General features: G+C 65.4%; 19 protein-coding genes. 16 read left to right on the top strand and 3 right to left on the bottom strand.

Annotation, left to right across the window (positions count from 1 at the left end):
- Window positions 1–65: 65 nt before the first annotated feature.
- The 15 genes from ACUTR7_RS05070 (at window position 66) to ACUTR7_RS05000 (ending at window position 18,378) form a co-directional block, all read left to right on the top strand.
- Complete coding sequence (locus tag ACUTR7_RS05070; RefSeq protein ID WP_445608283.1) at window positions 66–5,036, top strand: tape measure protein; 4,971 nt, start codon at window positions 66–68, stop codon at window positions 5,034–5,036.
- Window positions 5,036–5,743: a collagen-like protein gene (locus tag ACUTR7_RS05065; RefSeq protein ID WP_080736793.1), complete on the top strand. Its 708-nt coding sequence runs from the start codon at window positions 5,036–5,038 to the stop codon at window positions 5,741–5,743. Before ACUTR7_RS05070 ends, ACUTR7_RS05065 begins: the two co-directional genes overlap by 1 nt.
- Window positions 5,744–5,768: 25 nt before the next feature.
- Window positions 5,769–6,668, top strand: coding sequence for a hypothetical protein (locus ACUTR7_RS05060; RefSeq protein WP_445608282.1), 900 nt, complete (start codon window positions 5,769–5,771; stop codon window positions 6,666–6,668).
- Window positions 6,668–7,348 carry a hypothetical protein gene (locus tag ACUTR7_RS05055; RefSeq protein ID WP_123694087.1) on the top strand — a complete coding sequence of 227 codons (681 nt, stop codon included), beginning with the start codon at window positions 6,668–6,670 and terminating at the stop codon, window positions 7,346–7,348. The genes ACUTR7_RS05060 and ACUTR7_RS05055 overlap by 1 nt, the downstream gene beginning before the upstream one ends.
- 3 nt (window positions 7,349–7,351) lie before the next feature.
- Window positions 7,352–7,639 (top strand): hypothetical protein, encoded by a 288-nt coding sequence (locus ACUTR7_RS05050; RefSeq protein ID WP_445608281.1) that lies wholly within the window; start codon window positions 7,352–7,354, stop codon window positions 7,637–7,639.
- A complete protein-coding gene (locus ACUTR7_RS05045) occupies window positions 7,636–8,166 on the top strand; it encodes a hypothetical protein (protein WP_445608280.1) in 531 nt (176 codons plus the stop codon). Before ACUTR7_RS05050 ends, ACUTR7_RS05045 begins: the two co-directional genes overlap by 4 nt.
- A gap of 149 nt (window positions 8,167–8,315) precedes the next feature.
- Window positions 8,316–9,023, top strand: a complete 708-nt coding sequence (locus ACUTR7_RS05040; RefSeq protein ID WP_013804200.1) for a TetR/AcrR family transcriptional regulator — start codon at window positions 8,316–8,318, stop codon at window positions 9,021–9,023.
- A 63-nt stretch (window positions 9,024–9,086) separates the two neighbouring features.
- Window positions 9,087–10,892 carry an acyl-CoA dehydrogenase C-terminal domain-containing protein gene (locus ACUTR7_RS05035; RefSeq protein WP_012203267.1) on the top strand — a complete coding sequence of 602 codons (1,806 nt, stop codon included), beginning with the start codon at window positions 9,087–9,089 and terminating at the stop codon, window positions 10,890–10,892.
- 80 nt (window positions 10,893–10,972) lie between these two features.
- Window positions 10,973–11,413: a DUF2147 domain-containing protein gene (locus ACUTR7_RS05030; protein WP_445608279.1), complete on the top strand. Its 441-nt coding sequence runs from the start codon at window positions 10,973–10,975 to the stop codon at window positions 11,411–11,413.
- A gap of 53 nt (window positions 11,414–11,466) precedes the next feature.
- Entirely contained in the window at window positions 11,467–13,869 is a 2,403-nt protein-coding gene (locus ACUTR7_RS05025; protein WP_445608278.1) for a 3-hydroxyacyl-CoA dehydrogenase NAD-binding domain-containing protein, read from the top strand.
- Window positions 13,870–14,010: 141 nt separating this feature from the next.
- Window positions 14,011–15,207 carry an acetyl-CoA C-acyltransferase gene (locus tag ACUTR7_RS05020; RefSeq protein WP_016446429.1) on the top strand — a complete coding sequence of 399 codons (1,197 nt, stop codon included), beginning with the start codon at window positions 14,011–14,013 and terminating at the stop codon, window positions 15,205–15,207.
- A gap of 104 nt (window positions 15,208–15,311) precedes the next feature.
- Complete coding sequence (locus tag ACUTR7_RS05015) at window positions 15,312–16,214, top strand: alpha/beta hydrolase family protein (protein ID WP_099750804.1); 903 nt, start codon at window positions 15,312–15,314, stop codon at window positions 16,212–16,214.
- A 37-nt stretch (window positions 16,215–16,251) separates the two neighbouring features.
- Window positions 16,252–17,082: an acyl-CoA thioesterase gene (locus ACUTR7_RS05010; RefSeq protein ID WP_034365068.1), complete on the top strand. Its 831-nt coding sequence runs from the start codon at window positions 16,252–16,254 to the stop codon at window positions 17,080–17,082.
- 16 nt (window positions 17,083–17,098) lie between these two features.
- Entirely contained in the window at window positions 17,099–17,893 is a 795-nt protein-coding gene (locus ACUTR7_RS05005; RefSeq protein ID WP_013804194.1) for an enoyl-CoA hydratase, read from the top strand.
- Window positions 17,887–18,378, top strand: a complete 492-nt coding sequence (locus ACUTR7_RS05000) for a thioesterase family protein (protein WP_043819902.1) — start codon at window positions 17,887–17,889, stop codon at window positions 18,376–18,378. The genes ACUTR7_RS05005 and ACUTR7_RS05000 overlap by 7 nt, the downstream gene beginning before the upstream one ends.
- A 41-nt stretch (window positions 18,379–18,419) precedes the next feature.
- On the opposite strand, the gene ACUTR7_RS04995 is transcribed toward ACUTR7_RS05000, so the two are convergent.
- Complete coding sequence (locus ACUTR7_RS04995; RefSeq protein ID WP_043819903.1) at window positions 18,420–19,799, bottom strand: MATE family efflux transporter; 1,380 nt, start codon at window positions 19,797–19,799, stop codon at window positions 18,420–18,422.
- Entirely contained in the window at window positions 19,796–20,263 is a 468-nt protein-coding gene (locus ACUTR7_RS04990) for a MarR family winged helix-turn-helix transcriptional regulator (RefSeq protein ID WP_013804191.1), read from the bottom strand. Before ACUTR7_RS04990 ends, ACUTR7_RS04995 begins: the two co-directional genes overlap by 4 nt.
- 218 nt (window positions 20,264–20,481) lie before the next feature.
- Between ACUTR7_RS04990 and ACUTR7_RS04985 the strand changes: the two genes are divergently transcribed.
- On the top strand, window positions 20,482–21,147 hold the full coding sequence (locus ACUTR7_RS04985) for a bactofilin family protein (protein ID WP_445608277.1): 666 nt from the start codon (window positions 20,482–20,484) through the stop codon (window positions 21,145–21,147).
- Between the two features lie 75 nt (window positions 21,148–21,222).
- On the opposite strand, the gene ACUTR7_RS04980 is transcribed toward ACUTR7_RS04985, so the two are convergent.
- A complete protein-coding gene (locus tag ACUTR7_RS04980; RefSeq protein ID WP_012203278.1) occupies window positions 21,223–21,699 on the bottom strand; it encodes an acyl-CoA thioesterase in 477 nt (158 codons plus the stop codon).
- Window positions 21,700–21,733 lie beyond the last annotated feature (34 nt).

Below are 21,733 nucleotides of genomic sequence, written 5' to 3'. Positions count from 1 at the left end.
AGGGGCCTCGGCTCCGGCCTTTCAAGACAAACACAAGCGGTCAAGCATACCGAACAGAGATCAGCATGAGTACAGCGGTCAAAAGCATAGGCATCGCCGAGACGCCCAGCCTGAGCGAGCTGCGTGCGCAGAATGCCCAGTTCTCCCAGGAGCTCGACAAACTCCACGGCAAGCTGCAGCAGGCGTATGCCGGCATGTCGCAGTTCGCAGGTGCCTCAACGGATACGGGACTTGTATCGGCGCGTGCCAGCGTCGATGTCGAGAGCCTGTCTACTTCCATGGGCAAGATTGCAGGCCGCGCCAATGCCCTGCTGGAGGTGGCGGGTTCGGCGGCCAAGGTGGGAGAGGCGCTCTATACGGCCAGTGCCCAGACAGAGAATCTGCGTACGCGGCTGGACCTTGCCACCGGCGGCAAGGGCGCGCAGGACCTTGCCTATGTCACGGCCCTGGCCGATCGGCTGGGCCTGCAGCTCAATGCCACCGGCCAGGCCTACGCCGACTTCGCCACCAAGGCGCGAGGTACGGCGCTGGAAGGCGCGCAGGTGCAGACCATCTTCACGGGGATTGCCTCGGCCAACGCTGCCATGGGCCTTTCCGTGGAGCAGGGCAATGCCTCGTTGGCAGCCGTACTCGACCTGATGGGCAAGGGGACGATAGGCGCGTCGGACTTCAGCGAGAAACTGGGACATATCCCGGATGCGGCGCTGGTCGGCGCTCAGGCCCTGGATGTGACACAAGAGCGGTTCTCCCAGATGCTGAAGACCGGCGAGGTCGTGACGCAGGACTTTCTGCCCCGTTTCTCGCAGGCGCTGCAAAGCTCCCTGGGAGAGGGGACGGACAAGGCGGCGGACAGGCTGGATGCCGGCACCCAACGCATGGCCAACGCCTGGGACAAGCTCAAGTCCGCCGTGGGAGATTCCGGCATCAGCCAGATGATCTCCTTTGGCATGAATGCAGCGGCCAACGACATGAACGCCTTTTCGGAGTCCATGTCGCGCGCGCGTGACAACGGGTCGGGCTTCCTGGGCCAGATCAGCAGCGGGCTGGGAAACATCGCCGGGCGCGCGGCGGGCTTGCAATACATCAGCACGGCCTTCCAGTCGAATGCGGAAAAGGCAGCCTATCTGGCCAAGGAGCTTCCGCGCGCCAGGGCTGAACTGGAGATGCTGCAGGCCAAGGGGGCAGCGACATCGCGCAATGTGTGGGTGCGCACGGCCCATGACGATGCCCAGCGCCTGGTCGAAAAACTGCAGCAGGTGCAGCGCGAATTGATGGCGGCACAGGGTCAGCGCAATGCAGGCGGTGGCCGCGGGTTCATCAATCCGCCGCTGGTGGGACAGCCACAGCCACAGCCGCAGGAGCAAAGCAAGAAAACCGATGCGCCTGCGCAGAAGAAAGAGCCGCCTGCGGTACCCCGCACCGTCAGCTACGCACCACCGGCCGCGCCAGCCAGAACGCAGCAGGACAATGAGGAGCTCAAGCGCGATCAGGAACTGCAGAAAAGGCAGCAGGAGGTGGCGCAGCTCGTCAAGGAACACCAGACCAAGGCCGAACTGGCAGAAAAGAACCTGGACCTCGCCCGGCAGGAGACCCTCGCGATCGGTCTGACTGGCGATGCGTTGGGACAGCTGCGGCAGGAGCAGGTCGAAAAGATCATCGCGGAACTGCAAGACAACGCAGCCAAGCAAGAGAGCGTCCGATGCTCGAAGGACGTCGCCGAGGCCGTGGGCAAAGAGGCCGATGCCACGCGCGAACTCGCCAGGGTCAAAGGCTATAACGACTCGGCACGCATGGTGGCCGAGTACGCGCAAAGCGTGAAGGAGGCCAACGAGGCGACCCAGTTCGAACAGTCCCTGGCCGCCATGTCGCAGCGCGATCGGGAGATTGCCCTGGCGCAGTACAGGATCGAGATAGATCTCCAGAAAAAGCTGCAGGGCATCGCGGCCAAGAATCCCACGGACGCCGCAGCTGCCCAGAAGCTCAAGGAAGACGCCACCGCCGCTGCGAACCAGGCCAAGGCCAATGTCGCCGAGCGCACCCGCATGCAGGAAACCCAGAAGTCCGTTGACCAGATGGACGAGATGTTCCGCAAGGGCTTCGCAGACATGCTGGCCAACGGTACGGAAGGCTGGCGCACGTTCACCAAGAACCTGAGCGCGACGTTCAAGGCCACGGTGGCCGATGAGATGTACAAGGCGTTCGCGCGGCCGCTTGTCATGCCTGTGATAGCGCAACTGCAAGGATTCATCGGCAACCTTGGCGCGGCGCTGGGGCTCGGCGGGGCGGGTTCAGGCGGCTTGCTCGGGTTGGCCGGCAACGCAGGCAACTTTTTGTCTCTGGCTGGCAGCGGCGGAATGCTAGGCAGTCTGGCGGGAACCGTTGGGGGATGGCTTGGCTTCGGCGGTTCGACAGCAGCTGCATCAGGTCTTGGGTTGACCGCTGGAGGCGGTTTAGGCCTTACGGCTGGAGGCGGGCTGGGCTTGACTGCCTCCGGGGCAGGTGCGAGCTCCATCGGCGCTGGGCTGGGCTCCGGAACCGCGGGTAGCGCAATGGGGTTGGGCGCTGCGATGCCATGGATCGCTGGGGGCTTGGCACTGTATTCGTTGCTCAGCAGCGATGTTTTCGGCTCCCGCGGCCCTAACCACGCCGGTGCCGCCTACAGCACCGCTGGCGTCGGCAACGACAAGGCCGCCGAACAGCTGTTCGGCCGTGCGGCCGGAGACTGGTATGACGACCTGACGCAGCGCCACAGCGATGCCGTCGAAAAGCAGCTCAAGACCAGCCTGGATGGCCTGGCCTCGGTCTATGGGTCCCTCAGCAAATACGCGACGGGTAGCGCGCGCGGCATTGACTTGGTCGGCGGCTTTGCCGTCAACGGAAAGTACACCGACGAGGATGCCTACGGCTATGCCAAGATCATCGACAAGGTGACGGGCACAGTGCTGGCCGGCTTCGAGAACCGCTCGCTGGGCAACAACCCGGAAGAGGCCTACAAGGCCTTCCTGGGCCAGACCGGTTCCCTGCTGGTGTCCGAACTCAAGAAGGCGGACCTGCCCAGCTGGATGCGCACCACGCTGGACTCGCTGGGCGAAGCACCCAATGTCGAGGCTCTGCAGGCAGCCTTCCAGACCATCGACCTGATCGGCCGCTCCTTCGAGGAACTGGGCAAGAAGATCACGGGCTTTGCCGACCTTACCGACCTGGCCTTCGAGTCCCTGATCAAGGCCTCGGGCGGCATCGAGGCGCTGAACGCCAACGCCGGCAGCTTCTACCAGAACTACTACAGCGAGGACGAGCGCAAGACCATCGCCAAGCGCGAGGTGGGCAGCAAGCTCAAGGACTTGGGCGTGGACATCGACCTGGATGCCGACGACGCCCAGGCCCGGTTCCGCAAGCTGGTGGAGGACAAGCTCAAGGCAGCCAACTCCGAGGAGGCGAATGCCAAGGTATTGAAGGACGCCATCTCCAAGGTCCAGGGCACGCAAGGCCTCAAGGACATGGCCAAGACTGGTGCCTTCAAGGACTGGGCCAGCTCCACCCTGGGAGAAGGTTCGGGCGATATCGGGAAACTCGCGGCTGATCTCGAGAACCTGGCAAACACCAGCACGTCGCTGGCCGACTTCACTGCCGGTATGGACAAGCTGATCGGCAATATCGGCGGCACCGGTAAGTCTTCGGCCGAGACCGCTGCCGAGCTGCTCAAGCTCAACGACACGTTCAAGGCCGTTACCAAGACGTCCGAGGATGCTGCGGCGGCTTCGGCCAAACAGGCGGAGGAAGCCAAGCGCAAGCAGGAGGAGCAGGCGCAGGAGGCGAGGAAGAAGAACGAGGCCGATACGGATGCGGCGTGGAGCCTGCTGCAGCGTTCCGTCGATGCGGAGCGCACCCTGGCTCAGGCGCGTCTGGATGCCGCCCGCGAGCAGGTCGAGCTTGCACGTGGCGTGGTGGACCTGGCGCGCGGTGCCGCACGTGATCTCTGGGGTGAGGTCGATACGGTTGCTGCAATGGATGCATCGTTGGCCGGACGGTTCATCCAGGATGCAGTCTCGGCTGTCCGAAATACCGGCTACCTGCCAGAGCAAAAAGCACTCGACGAAGCCATCACTGCGGCGCGCGATGGCCTTTCGCGCACGGCCTACGCCAGTCGTATCGATGAGGAGCGGGCAAGGCGAGCGCTGGCCGCAGATCTGGAACAACTCGGTGAGAAGGGGCAGGAGCAGCTGTCCGTGGCCGAACAGCAATTGGCGGCCGAAGAGACTTCCTTGGCGCGGTTGGATGAACTGATCCTTTCCGCCAAGCAGCAACTGGACGCTGCTCGTGGCATAGACATCAGCGTGCGCAGCGTCGATGAAGCGGTGCGTGATTTCCAGGCAAAGCTGCTGGAGGAGAAGAGCGGCGGAAAGTCCGGCCCTGGGGGAGGCGATGTGGCCGTACTGGGGCCTGGGGGGGCGCCTTCGCCTGGAGCGGGCCAGGATGCGCGTTACCGCCGGGCACGCACGGATGGTTCGGGTGGCACCTGGTATGAGCCAGTCACTGACAAGGATCGTGTAGCGCATCTGGACAAGTACAACGATGGCTACCACGCCTTCGACGGAACCGGGGACGCCAGCGGACTGAACCAATGGATCAAGGACAACAAGCTGACCGCCGCAGATCTGGCGGAGCTTTCCGGTCTTTATGAATCCGATTGGCGCAGGTGGTTCGAAGGCGCTGGCATTCCGGCCTTCGCGAAAGGTGGCCTGCACGGTGGTGGCTTGCGCATGGTGGGTGAAAGCGGTTGGGAGATCGAAGCCACCGGACCGGCGCGCCTTTGGAACCAGAGCCAACTGGGACAGGCGCTGATCGGTGGTGCGGATGCTGCTGGCAATCCCTTGCTTTTGGCTATCGAGCGCCTGATTCGCGCTATCGAACAGCAGGATCCTGCCTTGCAGGACATCAAACAGCATGTGCGCGATACGGCTGAGGTGCTGTTGCGTGTAACGCGTGGCGGCATGGCCATGCAATCGGCTGGCGGCAGCGCCGTATTGGAGCTCTGATGCCAACGATTGATCAACTCGAGCAGGCGGCATCGTTGATGCCGGGCGACCTGACACTGCTGCGCCGGACGGGCCGCACGTATGCCATCGCTGCGGCGGCCATCGCCGGCCCGCAGGGACCGAAGGGTGATCCGGGCGCTGCGGGAGCAACAGGTCCGCGTGGGGCGACAGGTCCTCAAGGCGAGGCCGGCGTGCAAGGCCTGCAGGGGCAGCAAGGACTTCAGGGGCCTGCCGGGCCCAAGGGGGATGTGGGGGCTCAGGGACTGCAGGGGCCGCAGGGAGCAACAGGACCCCAGGGTCTACCGGGCACGGCAGGTGCCAAGGGAGATGCCGGCGTTCCCGGACCCCAGGGCCCGGTGGCCATTCCAACCCTGGCGTGGGGTCGCGAATTGGCAAGAGCCGGCTATCTGCGCGAGGCCAATGGTGGCGTGCTTCAGCTCGGGGGGCGCTATGCCATCTGGACGGGTGGCGGCGCGATCACCATGCATCTGCCCAAGAAGAGCGAGGTTGCGCTCGGCGATTTCGTCGAGTTCACGAATCTTCACCTCACCTGGCCTGCGTCCGCGCAGTTCACCGTTGCCCGGCAGGAGTCGGGCACCTACATCCATGGCCACGACAGCCATCTCGTCTGCGACGTGGCCGTGGGTGGCTTTCGGCTGGTGTGCGTCTGGAAGGACGGCACCAACATCTGGTGGAACATCGTTTGAGGAAACCATGATAGTTGTCCCCCCCATGCCCATCACGGCGACTGGCCTGATCGACTGCAGTGTTCCGGAGGTGGATGCCTCTGCAGGCGAGAAACTGTGGTCGCCAATAACCCACTATGAACGTGGCGCGCAGGTTCTGCGGCTGGAGACGCAGATGCGCTATGAGAACAGCATTGCGGGAGTCGATGCGACGCCTCCCGAACAGGACTCCAGGCGCTGGATGCCCCTGCGTCCCAGCAATCGCTGGGCCATGTTCCGCCATCTCACGAACGATGCCACCGAAGCCCCTGCGACGTTGAGCTTCACCCTGCGCCCAGGCAAGCGCTTCGACACCCTGTTCATGCGGGGGGTACAGGCCGACAAGGTGGTGATGCAGGTCAAGTCCGCGGGCGCCGTCGTCGCCCAACGCGAGCGCAAGCTGAACGCGCGCGCCACGCGCACCTGGTCAGGCTATTTCTTTGGCGAATTTCCGCTGATTCCCACGGTTCTGATATCGGACCTGCCTCCATTCACCGGAGCGGAAATCGTGGTCACGCTGGTGCGTGCAGGTGGCCGCCCGGTACGTGTGGAGCATGCGGCACTAGGCATGAAGAGCTGGATTGGCGATGCGGAATGGGCGCCGCGCAATGACGCGCTGAATTTTTCGGTGGTCGAGCGCGACAAGTACGGCGGCATCAAGCTGCAGCCGGTGCGCAGCGTTCCAACTCTTTCAATTAAGGTCCGCATCCCCAAGGACAACGTCGATACCGCACTGCGTCTGCGCAGGGAGCTGGATGCGGCCCCGGCACTGTGGGCTGCACTGGATGACGACACCACCGATGGATATGCCGAAGCCGCGTCGATCTTCGGCCCTTACCGGCGCTTTCCCATCGACCTCAACAACGCGAAAGACTCGTACAGCCAAATTGATTTGGAGTCCATGTAATGCCTATTGTCAAACCACCTCTGATTGCACAACTTCCCGTCGCTCCCTATGTCGGAGATCCCGATTTCGACGCGCATGCCGATGCCCTGCTGGGGCAGCTCGAATCGCATCGCCAGCAGATCAACGCCACGAACGATGCGACCTACACCAACGCATTGCATGTAGAGGAGCGCGCCGGATCAGCCGAGGGCGCTGCGCGCGGTGCCTCGCAGTCCGAGGCCGCCGCCGCGCAAAGCGCCATAGCTGCTGCGGCAGCCGCTGGTGCCGTGAAATGGACTGCGGGCACAGCCTATGCGGAGGGCGCCGTGGTCTGGAGTCCGGCCAATGGCCTCAACTACCGCCGCAAGCTTGCCGGCAGCGGCGGCAATGACCCCAGCTCCGATACCGTCAACTGGTGGGTGATGGGGGCGCCCATGTCGGCCCCCATCCAGCGCATCAGCTCCGACACGCTGGCGCAGACACGCATGCATTACGTGATCGAAGCGGCGCTCACGCTCACTTTGCCGGCAGCGCCGGCACTGAGCGATGTGGTCCAGATCACGGACCTGTCCGATTCGATGGCCGTGGCCATCCATCCCAATGGCGCTCTCATCCGCGGAGCGAGCGGCGTGATGACTCTCGATGTTCTGCGGGCAGCCGGCTCGCTTGTGTATTCCGGCTCAGCGAAAGGATGGGTGTAAGAAATGCCGAATTTTTCTCAGCTTTTTGGGGGTGGTGGAGTGAAGGGCGTACAGAGAGGAAAGACAGCTCCACAAAGTGGACATTTTTCGATCAATGTAACGATATCTCCTGTGAATCCTGCGAAAACAATGGTTAATGTACTTACGCAGGGCTATCCTGGTGGTGAAAACTACTCGACTATTGAGGCGCAGCTTATTAATTCAAGCCAGTTGGAAATAACTTCTTTTAAAGGTAATAACAACGGATTTGGTCCGATTTCAACCTCATGGGAAGTTATAGAGTTTAATTGAAGGATTGGATTATGTATTATTATGCGCAAATTGACGAAAATGGAATTGCATTTTCAATTTTGCAGACGCCATATCTCATAAAAGAGAGCAATATGATTAATCGTCAAAAATATGATGAATCTGACATTGGTAAAAAATGGGATGGTGTGAGTTTTTTGTCAATTGAAAATAATATGCCAGAAGTTCATATTGTAGAAATTGCTTCTGATCAGAATTCAGAATTTGAGTATTCAAAGGAGCTCTCTGAGGTATTTGTATCTGTAGGGGGGAGATTGTTTTTTAGAGCGGAACTGCGAAAGTCGGGAGAAATATTGCTTGTCGATGACTCATTTCGTTTTGCGTTCCGTAGCCGAGATGGGCGCGAGCGCGTAGTTGCGGCCCAGATAAAGCAAGGCATCATCACTTTCTCCATTCACTTCGAGGACAGTCGTGTCTGGGAGCTGACCGAAGCCATGATCAACGCCGACCTGCCACCCGAACGCCACATGCGCTTCAAGGGCATCAAGGTATTTGCCGTGGAGGCATGACTTGCTCTGAGGCGTGACAAACAACCAAGCCGGCACCTGCTGGCTTTTTTGCGCCTGCCCACAAGCTAGGTGTTTTCCCCCGCATGTCTTCGCCGCGACAAGCTTTCCATGCAAAATAGCACGAACGTTCGTTTTAACAAGAATTTCGCATGTCCAGCGTTTCCGCCCCACGCCGCACCACCCGTTTGACCGCTGACGCCACGGCCGATCCCAAGGCGGGCTCTTCCGTGCACGAAGCTGCCGCGCCCGCGCCCCGCCGCGCGCTGCACAAGGGGCAGCAGACCAAGGCCACTATTGTGGAGGCTGCCCTCAACCTGGCCACGCACATCGGGCTTGAGGGCCTGTCCATCGGCGCTCTGGCCGAGCTGACGGGCATGAGCAAGTCCGGCGTGTTCGCGCATTTTGGCTCGCGTGAGGAGCTGCAGATTTCCGTGGTGCATGAGTACCACGACCGTTTCGAGCAGGAAGTGTTCTTTCCCGCGCTGGAGGCGCCACGCGGCGTGGCGCGTCTGCGGGCGCTGTTCGACAACTGGATGAAGCGCACTTCGATCGAGCTGGACTCGGGCTGTATCTATATCAGCGGCGCCGTGGAGTTCGACGACCGCACGGGGCCGGTGCGCGATGCGCTGACGGCCTCGGTCCAGACCTGGCACGCGGCCATGCGCCGCACCATCGTGCAGTGCCGCGAAAGCGGCGACCTGCGTGCCGACCTGGACGAGAACCAGCTGCTGTTCGAGATCCACGGCCTGATCCTGGCCCTGCATTACGAGGCGCGCTTTCTGCGCAATGAAGGCTCCATGCAGCGCGCCATCGACGGCTTCGAGAGCATTCTGGCGCGCTACGCTAGCCCGGCCTGATTTTTTCGCTTCCACCGTTTTCACCGCATCCACTGCAAACCCCGCCATCACAGGAGAAGACAAATGCCCAGCTACAACCCGCCCCTGCGCGACATGCAATTCCTCATGCACGAGGTGTTCAAGGTCACGGACGACTACCAGCAGATGACGGCGCATGCCGAGGTCGATGCCGACACCATCAATGCCGTGCTCGAAGAGGCGGGCAAGTTCGCGGCCAATGTGACGTTTCCGCTGAACATCAGCGGCGATGCCGAGGGCTGCGTGCTCAACAAGGAAACCCACGAGGTCACCACGCCCAAGGGCTTCAAGGAGGCCTACCAGAAGTACGTGGAAGGCGGCTGGCCTTCGCTGTCCTGCGATACGGCCTACGGCGGCCAGGGCCTGCCCTTTGCGGTGAACTCGGCGGTGTACGAGATGCTCAACAGCGCCAACCAGGCCTGGACCATGTACCCGGGCCTGTCGCACGGCGCCTACGAGGCCCTGCATGTGCACGGCACGGAAGAGCAAAAGAAGCTGTACCTGCCCAAGCTGACCAGCGGCGAGTGGACCGGCACCATGTGCCTGACCGAGCCCCATTGCGGCACCGACCTGGGCCTGCTGCGCACCAAGGCCGAGCCCGTGGCCGGCGCGCCCGAGGGCACCTACAAGATCACGGGCAACAAGATCTTCATCAGCGCGGGCGAGCACGATTTCACCGACAACATCGTCCACCTGGTGCTGGCCCGCCTGCCCGATGCGCCGGTCGGCTCCAAGGGCATCAGCCTGTTCGTGGTACCCAAGTTCGTGGTCAAGGCAGATGGTTCGCTGGGCGAGCGCAACCCCATCTTCTGCGGCGCGCTGGAGCACAAGATGGGCATCCACGGCAATGCCACGGCACAGATCAATATCGACGGCGCCATCGGCACCCTGGTGGGCCAGCCGAACAAGGGCCTGCAGGCCATGTTCGTGATGATGAATGCCGCCCGCCTGGGCGTGGGCAACCAGTCGCTGGGCCTGACCGAGGTGGCCTACCAGAACGCCCTGGCCTATGCCAAGGACCGCCTGCAGATGCGCAGCCTGTCGGGCACCAAGGCCAAGGACAAGCCGGCCGACCCCATCATCGTCCACCCCGACGTGCGCCGCATGCTGCTGACGGCCAAGGCCTATGCCGAAGGCGGCCGCGCGCTGGTGACCTACTGCGCCTTCCTGATCGACAAGGAGTTCAACCACCCCGACGAGAAGGTGCGCAAGGACAGCGCCGAGCTGGTGGCGCTGCTGACGCCCATCGTCAAGGCCTTCATCACTGACAACGGCTGGACGGCCACCACCATGAGCCAGCAGGTCTATGGCGGCCATGGCTTCATCACCGAATGGGGCATGGAGCAGTTCGTGCGCGATGCGCGCATCAACATGATCTATGAAGGCACGAACGGCATCCAGGCGCTGGACCTGCTGGGCCGCAAGGTGCTGGGCAACCAGGGCGCATCGCTCAAGAAGTTCGGCAAGCTGGTGGCGCAGCTGGTGGAGGAAGAGGGCGTCAACGAGAAGATGGCCGAGTTCATCAACCCCATCGCCTACCTGGGCGACCAGATGACCAAGTTCACCACCGAGATCGGCTTCAAGGGCATGCAAAACCCCGACGAGGTGGGTGCCGCGTCCGTGGACTACCTGCGTGTGGCGGGCCACCTGGTGTTCGGCTACTTCTTCGCCCGCATGGCCCAGGTGGCGCTGCGCGAAATCGCCAAGGGCAACACCGACCCGTTCTACCAGGCCAAGCTGCAGACCGCGCGTTTCTACTTCGCCAAGCTGCTGCCCGAGACCGCCACGCTGATGCGCACGGCCCGCGCGGGCAGCAAGTCGCTGATGGACACGGACGCAGCGCTGGCCTGAACGGCTTCACTCCAACATGGGAGCGCGGGCTGTGCGCATCAGCCTGGCCTGCGCACCTTTCTAGGCGAAGGGGGTTTGAAATGAAGGCATATCAAGCACTGGCAGCAATGGTCCTGGGCCTCACGGCTGCCGCAGCGCAGGCGCAGATGACGCCCGTGGGCCTGTGGAAGAGCGTCGACGACAAGAGCGGCGAGACCAAGTCCGAGATCCGCGTGGCCGAGAACGACGGCGTGGTCACGGGCCGCATCGAGCAGATCCTGCGCAAGGGCGCCGATCCGGCCGCCACCTGCACCGAATGCTCGGACGACCGCAAGGGCCAGCCGCTCAAGGGGCTGGAGATCATCCGCGGCGCCAAGAAGGCCGAGGGCAAGGACGTCTGGGAAGGCGGCAAGATCCTCGACCCTGAAAACGGCAAGACCTACACGCTGCGCCTGACGCCCATCGAAGGCGGCGCCAAGCTCGAGGTGCGCGGCTCCATCGGCCCCTTCGGCCGCACCCAGACCTGGGTGCGCGTGCAGTAACCATTCCGGAGGGCGGCCGCAGCGGCCGCCTTCCTCCCACTTGTGGAACATCCATGTCCCGATTCAATGTGAAGAAAGTCGCCGTGCTCGGCGCTGGCGTGATGGGAGCGCAGATCGCGGCCCATCTGGTCAATGTCAAGGTTCCCGTGGTGCTGTTCGACCTGCCTGCCAAGGAAGGCCCGAAAAGCGGTATTGCCGAGCGCGCCATCGCCAACCTCAAGAAGCTCAAGCCTTCGCCCATCGGCGTGGCCGAGGACGCGGACCTGATCCAGCCCGCCAACTACGAGGAGCACCTCAAGCTGCTCAAGGGCTGCGACCTGATCATCGAGGCCATTGCCGAGCGCATGGACTGGAAGCTCGACCTGTACACCAAGATCGCGCCCCATGTGGCCAAGCACGCCATCGTGGCGTCCAACACCTCGGGCCTGTCCATCACCAAGCTGTCCGAGGCGCTGCCCGACGCGATCAAGCCGCGCTTTTGCGGCATCCACTTCTTCAACCCGCCGCGCTACATGCCGCTGGTGGAGCTGATCGCCACGCCGACCACGCAGCCCGTGGTGCTGGACCAGCTCGAAGCCTTCGTCACCAGCGGCCTGGGCAAGGGCGTGGTGCGCGCCAAGGACACGCCCAACTTCATCGCCAACCGCATCGGCATCGCCGGCATGCTGGCCACCATGAAAGAGGTCGAGAACTTCGGCCTGACCTTCGACGTGGTCGATGACCTCACCGGCAAGAAGCTGGGCCGCGCATCCAGCGGCACCTTCCGCACGGCCGACGTTGTGGGCCTGGACACCATGGCCCATGTGATCAAGACGCTGCAGGACAACCTCAGCGCCGAGACCGATCCCTTCTACGGCAGCTTCGGCACGCCTCCCGTGCTGGCCAAGCTGATCGAGCTGGGCAACCTGGGCCAGAAGGCGAAGAAGGGCTTCTACAAGAAGGTCGGCCGCGACATCCTGCAGTTCGAGCTGGACAGCGAGGACTACGTGCCCGCCGGCGGCAAGGCCGACGAGGTCTATGGCCGCATGCTCAAGAAGCCCGCTGCCGAGCGCCTGAAGCTGCTGCGCAATGCCGAGGGCGCGCAGGGCCGCTTCCTGTGGGCCATCCTGCGCAACAGCTTCCACTACGCGGCCATCCACCTGGAGAGCATTGCGGAGTCCGCCCGCGACGTGGACCAGGCCATGCGCTGGGGCTTCGGCATGAAGCAGGGCCCGTTCGAGCTGTGGCAGGAAGCGGGCTGGCTGGAAGTGGCGAAGATGGTCCAGGAGGACATCGATGCCGGCAGGGCATTGAGCAAGGCACCTCTGCCCAAGTGGGTCTTCGAAGGCCCCGTGGCCGAGGCCGGCGGCGTGCACACGGCGCAGGGCTCGTGGAGCCCTGCCAAGGGCCAGTTCGTGCCCCGCCGCGTGCTGCCCGTCTACGAGCGCCAGATCTTCCCCGAGAAGCTGCTGGGCGAAGACAGCCTGCCCGACTGGAAGACGGCCGGCACCACGATCGCCGAATCCAAGGCGCTGCGCACCTGGACGCTGGACGGCCAGATCCTGATCGCCAGCATCAAGAACAAGATGCACGCCATCAGCCCCGAAGTCATGGAAGCGCTGATGGAGGCCGTGGACGTGGCCGAGGCCGACTTCCAGGGCATGGTCATCTGGTCAGGCGATGCGCCGTTCAGCGTGGGCGCCGACCTGGAGGCCACCATGCCGGCCTTCGTGATCGGCGGCGCCGACGCCATCGAAAGCGTGGAGCAGGAGCTGCAAAACCTCATGCTGCGCATCCGCTACGCCCAGGTTCCGGTGGTTGCGGCCATCCATGGCATGGCGCTGGGCGGCGGCTGCGAGCTTGCCGTCTACAGCGCGCGCCGCGTGGCGCACATGGAAAGCTACATCGGCCTGGTGGAAGTCGGCGTGGGCCTGGTGCCCGGCGCGGGCGGCCTGACCTACATCGCGCGCCGCGCGGCAGAGAACGCCGCCACCAGCACGGGCAAGGACCTGCTGCCCTTCCTGACCGAAGGCTTCACGGCCGCGGCCATGGCCAAGGTGGGCACCAGTGCCATCGAGTCGCGCAAGCTGGGCTACCTGCTGGACAGCGACCTCATCGTGCCGCACAAGGACGAGCTGCTCTTCGTCGCCATCAACGAGGCCAAGTCCATGGCCGCAGGCGGCTGGCGCGCGCCGCTGCCGCGCAGCTTCCCCGTGGCGGGACGCAGCGGCGTGGCCACCATCAAGGGCTCGCTGGTCAACATGCGTGACGGCGGCTTCATCAGCGAGTTCGACCAGCATGTGGCCAGCCTGATCGCCAACGTGGTCTGCGGCGGCGACGTGGATGCGGGCACCCTGGTGGACGAGGCCTATCTGATGAAGCTCGAACGCAAGGCGTTCTGCCACCTGATCGGCCATCCGAAGACCCATGAACGCATTCTCGGAATGCTGAACACCGGCAAGCCCGTCCGGAATTGATATGTCCCCCCTGAGTCGCTTCGCGCCTTCCCCCCCAGGGGGACGACAGCCTCGCGGCGGGGCGGCCCTTGCTTGCTGTCCCTGACTTGGGACATGCCTGCGTTGCGGGCCGCGAATAACTGAGATCTAGGAGCAATCTCCATGAAACAAATCCAAGACGCCTACATCGTCGCCGCCACGCGCACGCCCATCGGCAAGTCGCACAAGGGCTTTTTCCGCAACTACCGTCCCGACGACCTGCTGGCGACCACGCTGAAGGCCGCGCTGGCCCAGGTGCCGGGGCTGGATCCGGCTGCCATCGAGGACATCATCTGCGGCTGCGCCATCCCCGAGGCCCAGCAGGGCCTGAACGTGGCGCGCATCAGCGCCGTGCTGGCGGGCCTGCCCACCAGCGTGGGCGGCATCACCGTGAACCGCTTCTGCGCCTCGGGCCTGTCGGCCGTGGCCATGGCGGCGGACCGCATCCGCGTGGGCGAGGCCGACGTGATGATCGCGGCCGGCGTCGAGAGCATGAGCATGGTGCCCATGATGGGCAACGCGCCCTCGCTGTCGCCGTCCATCTTCGAGCGTGATGGCGACGTGGGCATTGCCTATGGCATGGGCCTGACGGCCGAGAAGGTGGCCCAGCAGTGGAAGGTCTCGCGCGATGCGCAGGACGCCTTTGCGCTGGAGTCGCACCGCCGTGCCCTGGCCGCGCAGCAGGCCGGCGAGTTCAAGGACGAGATCACGCCCATCGAGGTCACCGACCGGGGCCTGGACCTGGCCAAGGGCGAGCCCGTGGTGCGCACGCGCACCGTGGAGCTGGACGAGGGAGCACGCCCCGACACCAGCCTGGAAGGCCTGGGCAAGCTGCGCACCGTGTTCGCGGCGCGCGGCTCGGTGACGGCCGGCAACAGCTCGCAGACCAGCGATGGCGCAGGCGCGCTGATCCTGGCCAGCGGCGCCGCCGTGCAGCGCTTCGGCCTCACGCCGCTGGCGCGCTTCGTGAGCTATGCCAGCAAGGGCGTGCCGCCGGCCATCATGGGCATCGGCCCCATCGAGGCCATTCCGGCCGCGCTGCGCTATGCGGGCCTCAAGCAGGACGACATCGACTGGTTCGAACTCAACGAAGCTTTTGCCGCCCAGTCGCTGGCCGTGGTCAACACGCTGGGCCTGGACCCCGCCAAGGTCAACCCCATGGGCGGCGCGATTGCCCTGGGCCACCCGCTGGGTGCCACGGGCGCCATCCGCTCGGCCACCGTGGTGCATGCGCTGCGCCGCAAGCAATTGCGCTACGGCATGGTGACGATGTGCGTCGGAATGGGCCAGGGCGCCGCCGGCATCTTCGAGCGGGTCTGACCGTTGCTCAAAGCCCCGTTCGCGGGGCTTTGTCTTTTTCGCTCATCCCATTCTTTCCCATCCATGCGAGCCGGCACAGAAACGGCACCGACCAGGAGACAGCCATGGAACAACACCAACTCAGCAGCGATGGCGCCACGCTGGCGCTGCGCGTCTACACGCCCGCTGGCCCGCCGCGCGCCAGCGTGGTCATCGGCGGGGCCATGGGCGTGCGCCAGGCCTTCTACGAGGCCTTTGCCACCTGGCTTGCTGGCCAGGGCTATCGGGTGACCAGCTTTGACTACCGGGGCCATGGCGATTCCCTGCAAGGCTCTTTGCGCCAGGTGCGTGCCGACCTGTGCGACTGGGCGCGCGACTACGAGGCAGTCATCGCCCATGCCAAGGCGCAGCTGCCGGACCAGCCGCTGTTCCTGATCGGCCACAGCCTGGGCGCCCAGCTGCCGGGACTGCTGCGCACGCCGCAGCTGGTGGACGGCCTTTTGAGCATTGCGGCCGGCAGCGGCTACTGGCGCGACAATGCGCCCCGCCTCAAGCGCATGGTTCCCTATTTCTGGCATGTGCTGGTGCCCGTGGCCACGCGCCTGTGCGGCTACTTTCCGGGCCGGCGCCTGCGCAAGGTGGGCGACCTGCCGGCCGGCGTCATGCTGCAGTGGCGCCGCTGGTGCCTGAACCCGCGCTACAGCGTGGGTGCCGAGGGCGAGGCCGCCGCGCGCAGCTACGCCGCCGTGCGCTTTCCGGTGATGGCGCTGTCCATGAGCGACGACGAACTCATGACCTGGCGCGGCACCGAGCACCTGTTCGCGCTTTATGCCAATGCCCCCAGCCGCATCGAGCGCATCGAACCCAAGGCGCTGCAGTTGCGGCGCATAGGGCATTTCGGCTTCTTCCGCGCCGATATGCGCGACGCGCTCTGGGGCCGGGCCGTGGACGTGTTCTCGGGCTGGACCAAGGCGCCGGCCGCCGCGGCCCACCCGCGCTTTCCCTCACCCGCAGAGTCGCCGGCTTGACGGACGCGGGCGACGCTTGCCATCACACTCGTTTGCCATGAGCACAGACATCCATCCTCTCGACCAGGCCGTGGCGCTCACGCCCACCGGCGCCGTTGGCCACTACCAGGGCCAGACCACGCAGGACTACTGGAACATGGTGGGCCCGTACGGCGGCATCACCGCCGCCGCACTGGTGCAGGCCATCCAGCAGCATCCGCTGTGCCTGGGCGATCCGCTGTCCATCACCGTCAACTACGCGGCCGCGCTGGGCGCGGGGCGCTTCGATATCGAGGCCCGCCCCGTGCGCACCAACCGCTCCACCCAGCACTGGCTGCTGACCATCACCCAGCCCGACCAGGACGGCGATGCCCAGGTCGTGACCACGGCCACGGCCGTCACGGCCGTGCGGCGCAGCACCTGGGGCGGTACCGACCTGGCCATGCCCGAGGTGCCGTCGCCCGCCGCCGTGCCGCGCGTGCCGCCGCTGGGCGGCGTGGAATGGCTCAACCGCTACGACATGCGCTTTCTCGACGGCATCATTCCCCAGACCTGGGATGGCCGCGAGACCGACAGCCTCACGCGCCTGTGGGTGCGCGACGAGCCGCCGCGCGCACTGGATTTTTGCGCGCTGGCCGGCCTGGCTGACGTATTCTTCCCGCGCGTGTGGCTGCGCCGCGCACAGCGCACCCCGGCGGGCACGGTGTCCATCACCGTCTACTTCCATGCGGGGCGTGAGGAACTGGCCGCGGCAGGCACGGGCCACCTGCTGGCCCAGGCGCGCGGCCAGGAATTTCGCAACGGCTTCTTCGACCAGAGCGCCCAGCTGTGGAGCGAGGCCGGCGTGATGCTGGCGAGCAGCCACCAGATCGTGTATTTCAAGGAATAAGCAAGGCAAGACCATCATGAGCGAAACCACCCAGGACATCCTCGTGCACACCGAAGCCGGTGTCTGCACCATCACCTTCAACCGCGCAGACAAGAAGAACTCCATCACCGAGGCCATGTACGCCAGCATGGCCGATGCGCTGGCCCAGGCCGGCGAAGACGCCGCCGTGCGCTGCGTGGTCTTCCAGGGCGACATGGCCATCTTCAGCGCGGGCAACGACATTGCCGACTTCCTCAAGCAGTCGGCCGGCGGCGCCGCCAGGCCGGAAGGCGAGCAGCGCCCCGTCTGGCGCTTCCTGCACAACATCGCCGCCTTTCCCAAGCCCGTGATCGCCGCCGTCTGCGGCCCGGCCGTGGGCATCGGCACCACCTTGCTGCTGCACTGCGACCTGGTCTATGCAGGCGACAACGCGGCCTTCTCGCTGCCCTTCGTGAACCTGGGCCTGTGCCCCGAAGCGGCCTCCAGCCTGCTGCTGCCCCAGATGCTCGGCTACCACCGCGCGGCCGAGGCCCTGCTGCTGGGCGAGCCCTTCCTGGCCGAAGCCGCCCTGGAAGTGGGCCTGGTCAACCGCGTCGTGCCGCCCAGCGAATGCAATGCGCTGGCCCAGGCCCAGGCCAGGAAGCTGGCGGCCAAGCCGCTGTCGGCTCTGATCGAGACCAAGCGCCTCATGAAGGCCGGCCAGTCCGGGCTGGTGCGCGAGCGCATGGCCGAGGAGGGAGCGAGCTTCGGCAAGCTGATGGGCGGGCCTGCTGCCAAGGAGGCGTTCACCGCGTTCATGGAAAAGCGCAAGCCGGACTTCAGCCAGTGCTGAAATCCACGAAGGCCTCCGAGGCGCCCGTGCAGTTCGAGCCCGAGTTCATCGCCGGGCTGCGCGAAGTGTTCGAGCGCCAGATCGCCTTCAACCAGGTGCTGGGCCTGCGCATCACCGAAGTGCTGCCCGAGCGGGTTGAAGGCCGCATCACCATGCGGCCCGAGCTCATAGGCCACGCCGCCTACCAGCGCATCCACGGCGGCGTGATCAGCGCCGGCCTGGACTCCATGGGCGGCCTGGCCGTCATGGCCGCCATCGGCGCCAAGCACATGGACGATGCGCCGCTGCAGCGCCTGCATCGCTTCTCGCGCCTGGGCACCATCGACCTGCGCGTGGACTACCTGCGCCCCGGCATAGGCAGCGAATTCATCCTGCGCGCCGAGGTGCTGCGGCTGGGCTCGCGCGTGGCCAATACGCGCATGGAATTCCTGGGGGCCGATGGCAGCTTGCTGTCCACGGGGACGGCGGCGTACATCGTTTCTTGAAGCATGGCCCGCTGACTGCGGGCCTTCTTTTTTGCGTGTCTTCACCCCCAGCGCGCGCGCCACACGGCCCAGGCCGTGCCCGCGCCATAGGCGGCCATGGCCACGGCGACCAGGATGAACAGCGACTGGGCGCTGCCCAGGCCGCTGGACATGAGCCAGCCGCCGCCCACCACCACGATCAGCAGGCGCACCGTGCCGGCCAGCACGGGAGCCCAGACGCGGCCTGCGCCCAGGGAGGCGAAGTACAGCACCAGTCCCAGGCCGAACAGCCCGAAGGCCGGGCCCACGGTGCGCAGGTAGAGGTCGGCGTAGGCGCGCACGGCCGGGTCGCCGGTGAAGATGCCTGACCACAGCTGCGGCCAGACCATGACCACCAGCCCCAGCACGCCCAGCAGGGCAGCGGCCATGGCGCCGCCCGACCAGGCCACGCGGCGCGCGCGTGCCACCTGGCCGGCGCCCATGGCCATGCCCACCATGGGCACGGCGGCCATGCCCACGCCGAAGGCCATGGGAATCAGCAGGAACTCCAGCCGCTGGCCTATGCCGTAGCCGGCCAGGGCCAGCGGGCCCAGGCGGGCGACCATGCCTGTCAGCAGCAGCGCGGCCAGCGCCGTTTGCACGGGGGACAGGCAGGCCAGGGCGCCCACGCGCAGGATGTCGCGGAACATGGGCCAGGCCAGGCGCGGCGTGCGCCAGTCCAGCTGCAGGCGCTGCTGGCCCCACTGCAGGTAGGCCAGGAAGGCCGCCACGGCCAGCACCATGGCCACGATGTTGCCCACGGCCACGCCCGGCATGCCCCAGCGCGGCATGGGCCCCAGGCCCAGCCCCAGCGTGCCGCCGACGGCGATCTGCACCAGCGAGGCCGCAAAGATCACGGCCGACGGCATGCGCATATTGCCCGTGCCCCGCACCACCGAGGCCAGCGTATTGCACAGCCACACCAGGATGGCGCCGCTGAACAGCACGGCGCCAAAGCCCGTGGCCGCTGCCAGCACCTCGCCGCGCCCGCCCAGCCAGCCGTAGAAGGTGGCGCCGCAGAGCACGAAGATGAGCGAGTACAGCAGCCCCGCGATGGCGCCGATCACGATGGCGTGCAGGGCCAGTGCCGAGGCACGCGCGCCGTCGCCCGCACCCAGCGCGCGGCTGATGGCCGAGGACACGCCGCTGCCCATGGCACCGTTGCTCATCATCTGCGTGAGCATGGCCAGCGGAAACACCAGGGCCATGGCCGCCAGCGATACGGTTCCCAGCTGCCCCACGTAGTAGGTCTCGGCCACGGCGACCAGCACCGACATGCTCAGCGCCACCATGTTGGGCACGGCCAGGCGCATCAGGGTGGAGGCGATGGGGCCGCTGACCAACGGATGCGCGGACCCGCTGGCCGCAGCGCCAGGGGCTGCGGAGGGCAGGGCGGCGCTCATTCCGCGCTCTCCTGCGTGGCGGTTTCCAGCACGGGCAGCATGCCCAGCACCAGGCTTTCCAGCGCGCCGATCTGCTCGCTGCCGCACAGCTCGCGCACGCGCTGCTGGGCCTGGCGCCACAGGGCGGCAGCCTCGCGGATGCGGGCGCGGCCTTCGGGCGTGACCACCACGCAGCGGCTGCGCGCATCCGCGCCGGGAACCAGGTCGATGAAGCCGGCCTGCTGCAGCGTGCGCAGGTTGCGCGTCATCGTCGTGCGGTCGGTGTGCAACTGCTCGGCCAGGGCCGAGACCGTGGGCGGGCCGTCGGGCGCATTGCGTGCCTGCACCAGCAGGCTGAACTGCGTGCCGCGCAGGCCGCTGGGCGCCAGCGTGTCGTCATAGAGCTGCGAGATCTTGCGCGACAGGCTGCGCACCATGAAGCAGGTGCAGACCGGACTGGCGGCGCTTGAGGTGGAGGAGGTCATGGGGCGTGGGGCAGGTGGCCTGGAATGGAAATGAGTGTAGATGCACCTATCGATTTGCGCATGTCCGCTGCGCGACCTGCGCATGCGCGGTGTGTGATCGAGAAAGGCTTGCAAGCACATGAAACGGGAGAACCATCTCGTTACCGTTCTTGCGAGATGCCGGCATTTGTTGCCAGTTCGTGTGCGTAGCATCGGATTTTTCCGAAGGAGACCCACCCATGGCTGTTCAGAACCCGTTCTTTGGCAAGCGCGACAACGATGCTTTCACCTCCCGCAACACCCTGGGCAGCGGCACAGGCGCCGCCAGCACGGGCGGCAGCCCTTCGGGAGCCGTCATGCCCAGCTCCAGCGTGAGCAGCCCGGCATCCACCCAGCGCCAGGCCTCGCCTGTGTCGCAGGACTCTCCGGGCAGCAAGCTCACCGTGGGCCCCAACATCAAGCTCAAGGGCGTTGAGATCACCGATTGCGACACGCTGGTGGTCGAAGGCACGGTGGAGGCCACCATGGACTCGCGCGTGATCCAGATCGCCGAGCAGGGCGCCTTCCATGGCACGGCAGAGATCGACATCGCCGAGATCCATGGCGTGTTCGACGGCACGCTGACCGTGCGCGAGAAGCTGGTCATCTACGGCACGGGCAAGGTCAGCGGCAAGATCCGCTATGGCAAGGTGGTGATCGAAGAGGGCGGCGAGCTCACGGGCCAGATCGAGGCCGGTTCCTCGCCGCGTTCATCTTCGGGTTCGGCCGTGGCATCCAGCGCCTCCAGCATGTCCTCCTCGTCGGCCGTCTCCAGCGACAGCGCCGCCAGCAGTTCCGCTGCCCTGGCTGCTGCGGCCACCGCAGCGGCCTCGCTGCAGCCGCGCGTCACGCCGTCGCTGGCATGAGCCATCTCTGCTGCCGGAAATGAAAAAGCGACCTGCGAAGGTCGCTTTTTTCATGGCTGCAGAGGCGGGGCGGGTTCAGCCGGCCTGCTGCTGCTTGCGTTCTGCATTGCGCTCGGCCGCTGCGCGCCAGGAGCGCACCTGGTCGTTGTCCGGCAGTGACTGGGGCTTGCCCTGGCCGTCGATGGCCACGTAGGTCAGCAGGGCTTCGGTCACCTTGACGAAGCGGCCCTGGTCGGCAAAGCGCTCGGCATAGACCTCGACATCGACAGTGACCGAGGTACGGCCCACGCGCTGCACGCTGGAGTAGAACGACAGGATGTCGCCCACGCGCACGGGCTGCTTGAAGATGAACTCGTTCACGGCCACGGTGACCATGCGGCTCTGGCCCAGGCGCGAGGGCAGCACGGAACCTGCCAGGTCGACCTGCGCCATGACCCAGCCGCCGAAGATGTCGCCATTGGCGTTGACATCGGCGGGCATGGGAATGACCTTGAGAACCAGCTCCTTGTCTGCGGGCAAGGGATGGGGCGGGAGGTCGGGGCGGGGTGGCATGGGCACAATCGGGTCAATATAACAACCGAGAATT

This window comes from Delftia sp. NA_296.1, assembly GCF_052692095.1.
The sequence above is the reverse complement of the archived record's forward strand: the minus strand, read 5'-3'. Positions and strand labels throughout refer to the sequence as shown.